The sequence below is a fragment of the Streptomyces sp. NPDC045998 genome (assembly GCF_056430285.1).
Genome location: NZ_JBWKLJ010000003.1, coordinates 141,583 through 153,613, shown reverse-complemented (window position 1 = coordinate 153,613; position 12,031 = coordinate 141,583). Strand labels below are relative to the sequence as shown.

The following is a 12,031-nucleotide window of genomic DNA, read 5'->3' as shown; positions in this document are numbered from 1 at the left end:
TTAGCTGTTTGGCAGTGGGAACCGCAGCGGCACCACTCTCTGCTGCCGGACACCGCGGGTGCGAACCCTCACGACCCACACCGCTTCGGTCGGTCACTCAGTGTGGAGGACCATCCATCATGGCAAAGGCGCTTCTCGGTTATGTCGGCGGTTCCGACCCGCGACTTCTCGCCGAGATGCGGCGGCTTCAGCAGCGCGTCCAGGACCTGGAATCCGAGCTCGTACGGATCCAGTCCGAGAACGACGCGCTGAACGCAGCTGCCGCGCACAGCGGCGAGTCGCTGCTCGACGGCATCGACATCGACGTATCCAAGGCGGAGCCTGCGCTCACCTGACCACAGCCCCCACGGGCAGGTGAGAAACACTCTCCCTAGATATGCAAGGGACGCTCCTGCGGCGTCCCTTCTTTCTTTTCCGCTCCCGCCCCATGGGACCCACCAGCCCCATGAGCCTCGGGTTCCCCATGTTCATCTGCTGTATCCCCGCTCCTTACGGTCTGGTCTGCCCTTCGTGTTCATGGGTCAAACGGAGGACGCCCGGTAGAGTCCGGGGGCGTGCACCTCAAGGCCCTGACCCTGCGTGGTTTCAAGTCGTTCGCCTCCGCCACCACCCTGCGGTTCGAACCGGGCATCACGTGTGTCGTGGGGCCGAACGGTTCCGGGAAGTCCAATGTGGTGGACGCCCTTTCCTGGGTCATGGGCGAACAGGGCGCCAAGTCGCTGCGCGGCGGAAAGATGGAGGACGTCATCTTCGCCGGCACCACCGGGCGGCCGCCGCTGGGCCGCGCCGAGGTGTCCCTCACCATCGACAATTCCGATGGCGCGCTCCCCATCGACTACGCCGAAGTCACCATTACGCGGATCATGTTCCGCGGCGGCAGCAGCGAATACCAGATCAACGGGGACACCTGCCGGTTGCTGGACATCCAGGAACTCCTCTCCGACTCCGGTATCGGCCGGGAAATGCACGTGATCGTCGGGCAGGGCCAGCTCGACTCCGTCCTGCACGCCGATCCCATGGGACGGCGGGCGTTCATCGAGGAGGCCGCGGGCGTCCTCAAGCACCGCAGGCGCAAGGAGAAGGCGCTGCGGAAGCTCGACGCGATGCAGGCCAACCTCGCCCGGGTCCAGGACCTCACCGACGAGCTGCGGCGCCAGCTCAAGCCCCTCGGGCGGCAGGCGGCCGTGGCACGGCGGGCCGCCGTCATCCAGGCCGACCTGCGCGACGCGCGGCTCCGGATCCTCGCCGACGACCTCGTACGCCTCCGGGAGGCGCTGCGGACGGAGCTCGCCGACGAGGCCGCGCTCAAGGAGCGCAAGGAGCGGGCCGAGGCGGAGCTCAAGACCGCCCTCGCCCGCGAGGCCGACCTGGAGGACGAGGTGCGCCGGCTCGCCCCGCGGCTCCAGCGCGCCCAGCAGACCTGGTACGAGCTGTCGCAGCTCGCCGAGCGGGTACGCGGGACCGTCTCGCTGGCCGACGCCCGCGTGAAGAGCGCCACCGCGCCCCCCGTGGAGGAGCGGCGCGGCCGGGACCCCGAGGACCTGGAGCGTGAGGCCGCCCGCGTCCGCGAGCAGGAGGCGGAGCTGGAGGCCGCGCTGGAGGCGGCGCAGCGGGCCCTGGAGGACACCGTCGCGCACCGCGCCGAGCTGGAGCGGGAGCTCGCGGCGGAGGAGCGGCGCCTGAAGGACGCGGCGCGGGCCATCGCCGACCGGCGCGAGGGCCTGGCCCGGCTGTCCGGGCAGGTGGGCGCGGCCCGGTCGCGCGCCGCCGCCGCGCAGGCCGAGATCGACCGGCTGGCCGCCGCCCGCGACGAGGCCCGCGAGCGCGCGGCCGCCGCCCAGGAGGAGTACGAGGCGCTCCAGGCCGAGGTCGACGGCCTCGACGCGGGCGACGCCGAACTCGCCGAGCGCCACGAGGCCGCCAAGCGCGAGCTCGCCGACGCGGAGGCAGCGCTCACGGCGGCCCGCGAGGCCGCCACCGCGGCGGAACGCAAGCGCGCCGCCACCCAGGCCCGCCACGAGGCCCTCGCCCTCGGGCTGCGCCGCAAGGACGGCACCGGCGCCCTGCTCGCCGCCGGCGACCGGCTGGCCGGGCTGCTGGGCCCGGCGGTCGAGCTGCTCACCGTGACGCCCGGCCACGAGGTACCGGTCGCCGCGGCCCTGGGGGCCGCCGCCGACGCCCTCGCGGTCCGCGACCCCGCGACGGCCGCCGACGCCATCCGCCTGCTGCGCAAGCAGGACGCGGGCCGGGCGGCCCTGCTGGTCGCCGGCGCCCCCGCGTACGAGGCCGAGCCCCCGGTGCCCGGCGGGACTCGGGTGGCCGACCTCGTGCAGGGCCCCGAAGGGCTCGTCGCCGCCGTGCGCAGGCTCGTGCGCGGCATGGTGGTCGTCGGAACCCTGGAGGACGCCGAGGACCTGGTCGCGGCGCACCCCGAGGCGGTCGCCGTCACCGCCGAGGGCGACGTCCTCGGGGCGCACGTCGCGCAGGGCGGCTCCGCCGGGGCGCCCAGCCTCCTGGAGGTCCAGGCCTCCGTCGACGAGGCCGCCGCCGAGCTGGCCGAGCTGGCCGTACGGTGCGAGGAGCTCGCCGCCGCGCAGACCGAGGCGGCCGAGCGGCGCCGCGCCGCGGCCGCCCGCGTGGAGGAGCTGGGCGATCGGCGCCGGGCCGCCGACCGCGAGAAGTCCCAGGTCGCGCAGGCCCTCGGGCGGCTCGCCGGCCAGGCCCGGGGCGCCGCGGGCGAGGCCGAGCGCACCGCCGCGGCCGCCGCCCGCGCGCAGGAGGCCCTGGAGAAGGCGACCGAGGAGGCCGAGGAGCTCGCCGAGCGGCTCGCGGTCGCCGAGGAGGCGTCCCCCTTCGGGGAGAGAGGGGACGAGGAACCCGACACCTCCGTACGCGACCGGCTGGCCGCCGACGGCGCCAACGCCCGCCAGACCGAGATGGAGGCCCGCCTCCAGGTCCGTACGCACGAGGAGCGGGTCAAGGGCCTCGCCGGCCGCGCCGACTCCCTCGACCGGGCCGCCCGCGCCGAACGCGAGGCCCGCGCCCGCGCCGAGCAGCGCCGCGCCCGGCTGCGCCACGAGGCCGAGGTCGCCACGGCCGTCGCCTCCGGCGCCCGCCAGCTCCTCGCGCACGTCGAGGTCTCCCTCGTACGGGCCGAGCGGGAGCGGGCCGCCGCCGAGTCCGCCAAGGCGGCGCGCGAGCGGGACCTGGCGGCCGCCCGGGCCCGGGGCCGCGAGCTCAAGGGCGAGCTCGACAAGCTCACGGACTCGGTCCACCGGGGTGAGGTGCTCGGCGCCGAGAAGCGGCTGCGGATCGAGCAGCTGGAGACCAAGGCGCTGGAGGAGCTGGGCGTGGAGCCGGCCGTCCTCATCGCCGAGTACGGCCCCGACCAGCCGGTGCCGCCCTCCCCGCCCGCCGAGGGCGAGGAGCTGCCGGACGACCCCCAGCATCCGCGCAACCAGCCCCGGCGTTTCGTCCGTGCCGAACAGGAAAAGCGCCTGAAGACCGCCGAACGGGCGTACCAACAGCTCGGGAAGGTGAATCCGCTCGCCCTGGAGGAGTTCGCGGCGCTGGAGGAACGCCACCAGTTCCTCTCGGAGCAGCTTGAGGACCTGAAGAAGACGCGTGCCGACCTTCTTCAGGTGGTGAAGGAGGTGGACGTACGCGTCGAGCAGGTCTTCACGGAGGCGTACCGGGACACGGCCCGCGAGTTCGAAGGCGTCTTCTCCCGCCTCTTCCCCGGCGGCGAGGGACGGCTCGTCCTGACCGACCCCGACAACATGCTGACCACGGGCGTGGACGTCGAGGCCCGCCCGCCGGGCAAGAAGGTCAAGCGGCTGTCGCTGCTGTCCGGCGGGGAGCGGTCGCTGACCGCGGTCGCCCTCCTCGTGTCGATCTTCAAGGCCCGGCCCAGCCCGTTCTACGTGATGGACGAGGTCGAGGCGGCGCTCGACGACACCAACCTGCAGCGGCTGATCCGGATCATGCAGGAGCTCCAGGAGAGCTCACAGCTGATCGTGATCACGCACCAGAAGCGGACCATGGAGGTCGCGGACGCCCTCTACGGCGTCTCCATGCAGGGCGATGGCGTGTCCAAGGTGATCAGCCAGCGCCTTCGCTGAGTTGTCTTCAAGTCCTGAACGCAAGCCGACACGCCGTCTGGGCAAATTCACAGACCTTCAACCCTTGACTTCGAAACTTGAAGGCATAGTCTCTGCAACGTTGCTTTTACCTTCAAGTGGTGGGCGGCGTCATGTTGTGCGCCACTGGAAGGGCTCGCCCCCCATGCTCGGCGACGCTGCCGGGCCCAGGAGTTCACGTGACCAGCACCGCCCAGCCACCCGCCGCGCAGCCACCCGCGTCGGGCGCCCGCGAGGCCCACCCCGACCACCTCGGCCATGTCATCTTCATCACGGCCGCCGCCGCGATGGGCGGCTTCCTCTTCGGCTACGACAGCTCCGTCATCAACGGCGCCGTCGAGGCGATCCGCCACCGGTACGAGATCGGCTCCGGCACCCTCGCGCAGGTCATCGCGATCGCCCTGATCGGCTGCGCCATCGGCGCCGCCACCGCCGGCCGGATCGCCGACCGCATCGGACGCATCCGCTGTATGCAGATCGCCGCGGTGCTCTTCACCGTCAGCGCCATCGGCTCCGCGCTGCCGTTCGCGCTGTGGGACCTCGCCATGTGGCGCGTGATCGGCGGCTTCGCCATCGGCATGGCCTCGGTCATCGGCCCCGCCTACATCGCGGAGGTCGCGCCGGCCGCGTACCGGGGACGGCTCGGCTCCTTCCAGCAGGCCGCCATCGTCATCGGCATCGCCGTCTCCCAGCTCGTCAACTGGGCCATCCTCAACATGGCCGACGGCGACCAGCGCGGCGAGATCGCCGGCATCGAGGCCTGGCAGTGGATGCTCGGCGTCATGGTCGTCCCGGCCGTGCTGTACGGCCTGCTCTCCTTCGCGATCCCCGAGTCGCCGCGCTTCCTGATCTCCGTCGGCCGCCACGACCGCGCCAAGGAGGTCCTCGCCGAGGTCGAGGGCAAGGGCGTCGACCTGGACGCCCGCGTCGCCGAGATCGAGACGGCCATGCGCCGCGAGCACAAGTCCAGCTTCCGGGACCTGCTCGGCAGCCGCTTCGGCTTCCTGCCGATCGTCTGGGTCGGCATCGGCCTCTCGGTCTTCCAGCAGCTCGTCGGCATCAACGTCGCCTTCTACTACTCGTCCACGCTGTGGCAGTCGGTCGGCGTCAACCCGGAGAGCTCGTTCTTCTACTCCTTCACCACGTCGATCATCAACATCATCGGCACCGTGATCGCGATGGTCCTGGTCGACCGCGTGGGCCGCAAGCCGCTCGCCCTCGTCGGCTCCGCCGGCATGGCGATCGCCCTCGCCTTCGAGGCCTGGGCCTTCTCCGCGGACCTGGTCGGCGGCAAGCTCCCGGAGACCCAGGGCATCGTCGCCCTGATCGCCGCGCACCTCTTCGTGCTCTTCTTCGCCCTGTCGTGGGGCGTGGTCGTCTGGGTCTTCCTCGGCGAGATGTTCCCCAACCGCATCCGCGCCGCGGCCCTCGGCGTCGCCGCCTCCGCGCAGTGGATCGCCAACTGGGCCATCACCGCGAGCTTCCCGTCCCTGGCGGACTGGAACCTCTCCGGCACGTACATCATCTACACGGTCTTCGCCGTGCTCTCCATCCCCTTCGTACTGCGGTACGTCAAGGAGACCAAGGGCAAGGCGTTGGAGGAGATGGGCTAAACCCCGCTGCCCCTCTCCTCACCCACGAGACTGCCCCGGCCCGCGCCTGCGAAGGTGCGAGCCGGGGCAGTACGCGTGAGGCGGGCGGTGTCGGAGTGGGGTGAGGTGATCGCTCGCAGCCGTGCGGCTACACCTCCCCGCCCGTCAATGTGCCGATCACATCCACACCACCCATCTCGTGGAGGACGCTGGGCAGTCCCAGGGTGCCGCACTGGTTGCCCGGACTGCCGGCGGGCACGGCGACACCGAGGCCGGTGATGATGCCGCTGTGCTGCCTCGTGGCGCCACCGGCACGAGGGCCACCGATGTTGGCGCAGGCGTTGTCGAAGGCCGCGTTGCCGAAGCCGATGATGGAGGTGGCGCTCGCGGGTGCAGCGTTGCCGAGAAGGCTGCCGGCGGCGGTGAGCAGCGCCAGCGCGCCAGTGACGTGCATACGGTTCATGCACCGCCAACGCACACCAGCGCAGGTCGGACACGGGCGCCGGCCCCGCCGACGCCTTGACCCGGGCATGGAGATGCCCCTTCACCGGAAACACGTCCGGCGAAGGGGCACAGGCGAAGCAGCAGTCGGCGCGGCGCCGGGGCTCAGGCCGAGACCGCGGCCCGCTCGGACTCGTCCGACGCCTCGTCCGACGCCTCGACGGGAGCCGCCGCGGCCGCGCGCGGCAGCACGGCGTACAGCACCGCCGCGACCACGATCGTCACCAGCCAGCCCAGCCCGTTGCGGCCGATCCAGGAGTCCGCGAGCGGCCCGGCGAACCAGTCGACCTTCGTGAAGGCCAGGCCCACCAGCAGCGCCACGGCCCACGCCGCCATGGCCTGCGGGGCGAAGCCGCCCCGGTACCAGTAGGCGCTGGTGCGCGTGGTGTCCATCAGGGCCTCGCCGTCGTACGAACGGCGGCGCAGCATGTCGACGCCGAAGACGCCGATCCACGCCGAGAACGCCACCGCCAGCAGCGTCAGGAAGGAGATGAACGAGCCGATGAAGCTGGTCGCCACCACCATCAGCAGGAAGCCGAAGACCAGCGAGATGACGGCGTTCACGCTGACCGCCCAGGCGCGCGGGACGTTGATGCCGAGCGTCTGGGCCGTGAAGCCGGCCGAGTACATCGACATCGAGTTGATCAGCAGCATGCCGATGAGGGCGATGATCAGGTACGGCACCGAGATCCAGGCCGGCAGCAGCTCGCCGATGAACGACACCGGGTCCTGCGCGGACGCCAGGTCCGGCGTGGACACCGCCATCACCGCGCCCATCAGCACCATCGGCAGCACCACGATCCCGGCGCCGCCGACCGTCGAGCCGACCACGGCCCGGTTCGACGCCGTACGCGGCAGGTAACGGGTGAAGTCCGGACCGGAGGGCACCCAGCTGATGCCGCCCGCCGCGATCGTGCCGATGCCCGCGATCAGCATCGCCGTCGACCCGGCCGGCTTGTCGAAGACCGCGCCCCAGTCGGTGTCGGCGACGAGGTAGACCAGCACCAGCACGGAGAAGGCGCCGAAGAGGTACGTGGACCAGGTGCTGCACACGCGCAGCGCGTTGATGCCGAGCCCCGACACCACGAACGTGGCGGCGACGAAGAACAGCAGCGTGACGACGATCAGCGGCGTGCTGCTCTTCACGCCGAAGAGCAGGTCCAGCACGGTCAGCACGGCGTACGCGCCGGTGACCGCGTTGATCGTCTCCCAGCCCCAGCGGGCCACCCAGATGAGCGAGCCGGGGAAGAGGTTGCCGCGCTGGCCGAAGACCGCCCGCGACAGCGCCATGCCGGGCGACCCGCCGCGCTTGCCCGCGATCGAGATGAGGCCGACGATCCCGTACGACAGGAGGGGCGCGGTGAGCGCGACGACCAGGACCTGCCAGATGTTCAGGCCGTTGAAGACGATGAGGCCGGCGCCCATGGTGAGGAGCAGCACACTGATGTTCGCGGCCACCCAGGTCGGGAACAGCTCCCGGACATGGCCGGTGCGTTCCCCGTCGGGGACGGGTTCGAGGCCGCGGGTCTCTATCGCGCCTTCGGCTTCGGAGGCGTGGGGCATGGATCAGCTCCGTGCGAGTGGTGGGGGATTCACGACATCGTACATTCACCCCAAAAGCTCCAGATAGGGGCCTACGGCCCTGGGGGATACTGGTCGCGTTATGGAAATCCTCATCCTTGCTGTAGTCATCGCTCTGGTCGCGGTCGGCGCGATCAGCGGCCTCGTGGTCAGCAGCCGCAAGAAGAAGCAGCTGCCTCCGCCCCAGGCGCCGTCGTCCACGCCGACCATCACCGCTCCGCCCGCCGAGCCGCACGTCGGCGAGGAGGCGGAGACACCGCGGGAGGAACCGCGCCGCACCATCGAGGAGGTGGACCTCCCCACGGCCGAAGAGGCGCTCGAAGCGCCGGCGGCCGTCGAGGACCCGCTCGTCGCGGCGCCGCCCGCGCCCGAGATCGAGGTCCCGGAGCCCACCGCGGGCCGGCTGGTCCGGTTGCGCGCCCGGCTCGCCCGTTCGCAGACCTCCCTCGGCAAGGGGCTGCTCACCCTGCTGTCCCGGGAGCACCTCGACGAGGACACCTGGGAGGAGATCGAGGACACCCTCCTCACGGCGGACGTCGGCGTCGCGCCCACCCAGGAGCTGGTGGAGCGGCTGCGCGAGCGCGTGAAGGTGCTCGGTACGCGGACGCCGGCCGAGCTGCGCGCGCTGCTGCGCGAGGAGCTGCTCACCCTCGTGGGCACGGACTTCGACCGCTCCCTGAAGACGGAGAGCGACCTCGAGACCCCGGCCGTCGTGATGGTCGTCGGCGTGAACGGCACCGGCAAGACCACGACCACCGGCAAGCTCGCGCGCGTACTGGTGGCGGACGGCCGCTCGGTCGTCCTGGGCGCGGCGGACACCTTCCGCGCGGCCGCCACCGACCAGCTCCAGACCTGGGGCGACCGGGTCGGCGCCCGCACGATCCGCGGCCCCGAGAACGGCGACCCGGCCTCGGTCGCGTTCGACGCGGTCAAGGAGGGCATCGCGGAGGGCGCCGACGTCGTCCTGATCGACACGGCGGGCCGGCTGCACACCAAGACGGGCCTGATGGACGAGCTCGGCAAGGTCAAGCGCGTCGTCGAGAAGCACGGCCCGGTGGACGAGGTCCTGCTGGTCCTCGACGCCACCACCGGTCAGAACGGCCTGGTGCAGGCGCGCGTCTTCCGCGAGGTCGTCGACATCACCGGCATCGTCCTGACGAAGCTGGACGGCACGGCCAAGGGCGGCATCGTCGTCGCGGTCCAGCGCGAGCTGGGCGTCCCGGTGAAGCTCATCGGCCTCGGCGAGGGCCCGGACGACCTGGCTCCCTTCGAGCCGGAGGCGTTCGTCGACGCGCTGATCGGCGACTGATCGATCGGCGACTGATCCCAGCGCGGGGTCCGGGGCTCGGGGTTCACCCCCCGGGCCCCTTTTTTCGCCTCAGCCCGTTTTCGCGTCAGCCCGCCGAGCGGTGGCAGATGTACGCCAGCGTCCCCAGCAGCAGCCGCGCCTGCGGCGGTGCCCCCGCGTCGAGCGACGGCGCCCGCAGCCACCGGGCCGGGCCCAGTCCCGCGTGGTCGGACGGCGGGGCCGTGATGTACGCGCCGGGGCCCAGGCACTGCAGGTCGAGGTCCGCGTCGTCCCAGCCCATCCGGTACAGCAGCTCGGGCAGCTCCGCCGCCGCGCCGGGCGCCACGAAGAACTGCGCGCGCCCCGTCGGAGTGGCGCACACCGGCCCCAGCGGCAGGCCCATCCGCTCCAGGCGGACGAGCGCCCGCCGGCCCGCCGGCTCGGAGACCTCCAGCACGTCGAACGTCCGCCCCACGGGCAGCATCAGCGCGGCGCCGGGGAACCGGGACCACGCCTCGGTGACGGTGTCGAGCGTCGCGCCAGCCGGCACCTCGGGCGCGAAGTCGAGGGGATGCGCCCCCGGGGCCGTACAGGCCGGGTCGCCGCAGGAGCAGCGGCCCGAGGCGGCGCGGGCGCCCGGGACCACGTCCCAGCCCCACAGGCCGGTGTACTCCGCCACCACGGTGCACTCCGCGGTGCGCATGCCGCGGCGCCGGATGTCGCGGATGCGGGTGCGGGTCCGGGTCGAGCCGATCGTGAAGCCCATGCCCCCTCCAACGGGTGAACTCGCCGGTGGTTACGACGCGGAGTCTTCTCGTAACGCTGCGTCGCCGCCATGCCCCGACGGGTGGCGCGCGGAGGCATCGAGGGTCGTGCGAGCCGTCACGCGCGCCTCGCGGTGCGACGATCCGCCGGCTCCTGGTCGTCGTGCGTCAAGTGAATCGCGCCTGGGGCGCGGCGAGTTCATTCGAAGGGGTGGCGAATGGTGGCGTTTATGGAAACGACCTCGCCTGATCGGTGATCGTAGGATTACTTTCGGTACATGAAACCGGGGTGGTGGCCGTTCCTCTTGGGTATGCCGGGGGCAAGCCGGTTCCGCGTTTCGTACGCGGACGGTCGCGATCGACGGCATTCTGACAACGGTTCGCGCGACAAGCGACGACAGCGGATGGGGGCGTTCCAGTGGGCGGCAGTGGCGCAGACGGTACGAATGCCGGCAAGCGCCCGAACGAGCAACTGAGCTCGTGGTTCGTGCGCAGCGGCTGGTCCAAGGGCGAGCTCGCGCGCCAAGTGAACCGCCGGGCGCGCCAGATGGGCGCACACCACATCAGCACGGACACCTCGCGCGTACGGCGCTGGCTCGACGGCGAGCAGCCGCGCGAGCCCATTCCGCGCATCCTCTCCGAGCTGTTCTCCGAGCGGTTCGGCACGGTCGTCGCCGTCGAGGACCTCGGCCTGCGCACCGCCCACCAGTCACCCTCGGTGTCCGGCGTCGACCTGCCCTGGGCGGGACCCCAGACCGTCGCCCTGCTCAGCGACTTCTCCCGCAGCGACCTCATGCTCGCCCGGCGCGGCTTCCTCGGCACGTCCCTCGCCCTGGCCGCCGGCCCCGCCCTCATCGAGCCCATGCAGCGCTGGCTCGTCCCGACCCCCGCCGGTGACACCGGCGGCCGCACCGAGCAGTCCGGCGGACCGCGCCGCCCCACCCGGCTGTCCACACCGGAACTGGACCTGCTGGAGTCCACCACCGCCATGTTCCGCCAGTGGGACGCCCAGTGCGGCGGCGGACTGCGCCGCAAGGCGGTCGTCGGCCAGCTCCACGAGGTCACCGACCTCCTGCAGGAGCCGCACCCCGCCGCCACCGCCCGCCGCCTCTTCACCTGCGCCGCCGAACTGGCCGAGCTCGCCGGGTGGATGAGCTACGACGTCGGCCTCCAGCCCACCGCCCAGAAGTACTTCGTGCTCGCGCTGCACGCCGCCAAGGAAGCCGGCGACAAGCCCCTCGGCTCGTACATCCTCTCCTCCATGAGCCGCCAGATGATCCACCTCGGGCGGCCCGACGACGCGCTGGAACTCATCCACCTCGCCCAGTACGGCAGCCGCGACTGCGCCACCCCGCGCACCCAGGCCATGCTGTATGCGATGGAGGCCCGCGCGTACGCCAACATGGGCCAGCCCAGCAAGTGCAAGCGCGCGGTACGGATGGCCGAGGACACCTTCGCCGACGCGGGCCTCGACGGCGAGCCCGAGCCCGACTGGATCCGCTTCTTCTCCGAAGCCGAGCTCAACGGCGAGAACGCCCACTCCTACCGCGACCTCGCCTATGTGGCCGGTCGCAGCCCCACGTACGCCTCCCTCGCCGAGCCCGTGATGCAGCGCGCCGTCGAGCTGTTCCGCAAGGACGACGAGCACCAGCGGTCGTACGCGCTCAACCTCATCGGCATGGCCACCGTGCACCTGCTCAAGCGCGAGCCCGAGCAGTCCACCGCCCTCGCCGAGCAGGCCCTGCACGTCGCCAAGCGGGTCCGGTCGGAGCGGGTCAACACCCGGCTGCGCAAGACCGTCGACACGGCGGCCCGCGACTTCGGCGACGTACCGGAAGTCGCCCGGCTCACCGAGAAGCTCACCGCCCAGCTCCCCGAGACCGCCGAAGCGGTCTGACCGCGCGGGCCACCCAGACCCCGGCCGCGACCGTCACCCCTGTACAGCCCGACTCGGCTCCCTCACGCCAGGTCAACAGGGTGACCGTCGCGGCCGGTCCCGCGCCGTGCCGGACTCCGCGCGGGGCTGGTGCCGGGCCGCGCCCGCACGGTACCCGCGTTACATTCCCGTGACCCTGCGCTTCACCGCCGCGTAACACGCGGGGGCTCTTCGTCACTGCGGCGAAACATCGTGCGGCATCGACCGAAACCGCGCTGCGCCAACCTCGG

8 protein-coding genes are annotated in these 12,031 nt (G+C 72.0%); 5 read left to right on the top strand and 3 right to left on the bottom strand.

What is annotated here, in order from left to right; all coding sequences use genetic code 11:
* Positions 1-119: 119 nt before the first annotated feature.
* The 3 genes from AC07FJ_RS09695 to AC07FJ_RS09685 all read left to right on the top strand — a co-directional run bounded on the left by AC07FJ_RS09695 (position 120) and on the right by AC07FJ_RS09685 (position 5,752).
* Positions 120-335 carry a hypothetical protein gene (locus tag AC07FJ_RS09695; RefSeq protein ID WP_361428102.1) on the top strand — a complete coding sequence of 72 codons (216 nt, stop codon included), beginning with the start codon at positions 120-122 and terminating at the stop codon, positions 333-335.
* Positions 336-554: 219 nt separating this feature from the next.
* Positions 555-4,121, top strand: coding sequence for a chromosome segregation protein SMC (gene smc / locus AC07FJ_RS09690; RefSeq protein WP_479047159.1), 3,567 nt, complete (start codon positions 555-557; stop codon positions 4,119-4,121).
* A 197-nt stretch (positions 4,122-4,318) separates the two neighbouring features.
* Positions 4,319-5,752 (top strand): sugar porter family MFS transporter, encoded by a 1,434-nt coding sequence (locus AC07FJ_RS09685; protein WP_361428098.1) that lies wholly within the window; start codon positions 4,319-4,321, stop codon positions 5,750-5,752.
* A 127-nt stretch (positions 5,753-5,879) separates the two neighbouring features.
* Here the strand turns inward: AC07FJ_RS09685 and AC07FJ_RS09680 are convergent, their stop codons facing one another.
* Both AC07FJ_RS09680 and AC07FJ_RS09675 read right to left on the bottom strand, forming a co-directional pair.
* Positions 5,880-6,185: a hypothetical protein gene (locus tag AC07FJ_RS09680; protein ID WP_479047157.1), complete on the bottom strand. Its 306-nt coding sequence runs from the start codon at positions 6,183-6,185 to the stop codon at positions 5,880-5,882.
* 152 nt (positions 6,186-6,337) lie between these two features.
* The gene (locus AC07FJ_RS09675; protein ID WP_479047154.1) at positions 6,338-7,795 is read right to left on the bottom strand and encodes a cytosine permease; all 1,458 of its coding nucleotides are present in this window, start codon (positions 7,793-7,795) and stop codon (positions 6,338-6,340) included.
* A gap of 100 nt (positions 7,796-7,895) precedes the next feature.
* Here AC07FJ_RS09675 and ftsY point away from each other — a divergent pair, with 100 nt between their 5' ends.
* Positions 7,896-9,122, top strand: a complete 1,227-nt coding sequence (ftsY, locus tag AC07FJ_RS09670; protein WP_479047151.1) for a signal recognition particle-docking protein FtsY — start codon at positions 7,896-7,898, stop codon at positions 9,120-9,122.
* Positions 9,123-9,207: 85 nt separating this feature from the next.
* On the opposite strand, the gene AC07FJ_RS09665 is transcribed toward ftsY, so the two are convergent.
* Positions 9,208-9,867 carry a bifunctional DNA primase/polymerase gene (locus AC07FJ_RS09665; protein WP_479047149.1) on the bottom strand — a complete coding sequence of 220 codons (660 nt, stop codon included), beginning with the start codon at positions 9,865-9,867 and terminating at the stop codon, positions 9,208-9,210.
* A gap of 416 nt (positions 9,868-10,283) precedes the next feature.
* On the opposite strand from AC07FJ_RS09665, the gene nsdA reads away from it, so the two are divergent.
* Entirely contained in the window at positions 10,284-11,762 is a 1,479-nt protein-coding gene (gene nsdA / locus AC07FJ_RS09660; protein WP_361428090.1) for a transcriptional repressor NsdA, read from the top strand.
* Positions 11,763-12,031: the final 269 nt, after the last annotated feature.

Excerpts from the sequence above, each read along its gene's own strand:
- AC07FJ_RS09675 (WP_479047154.1), bottom strand. The coding sequence starts at position 7,795 with ATGCCCCACGCCTCCGAAGCCGAAGGCGCGATAGAGACCCGCGGCCTC.
- ftsY (WP_479047151.1), top strand. The coding sequence starts at position 7,896 with ATGGAAATCCTCATCCTTGCTGTAGTCATCGCTCTGGTCGCGGTCGGC.
- AC07FJ_RS09695 (WP_361428102.1), top strand. The coding sequence starts at position 120 with ATGGCAAAGGCGCTTCTCGGTTATGTCGGCGGTTCCGACCCGCGACTT.
- AC07FJ_RS09680 (WP_479047157.1), bottom strand. The coding sequence starts at position 6,185 with ATGCACGTCACTGGCGCGCTGGCGCTGCTCACCGCCGCCGGCAGCCTT.
- AC07FJ_RS09665 (WP_479047149.1), bottom strand. The coding sequence starts at position 9,867 with ATGGGCTTCACGATCGGCTCGACCCGGACCCGCACCCGCATCCGCGAC.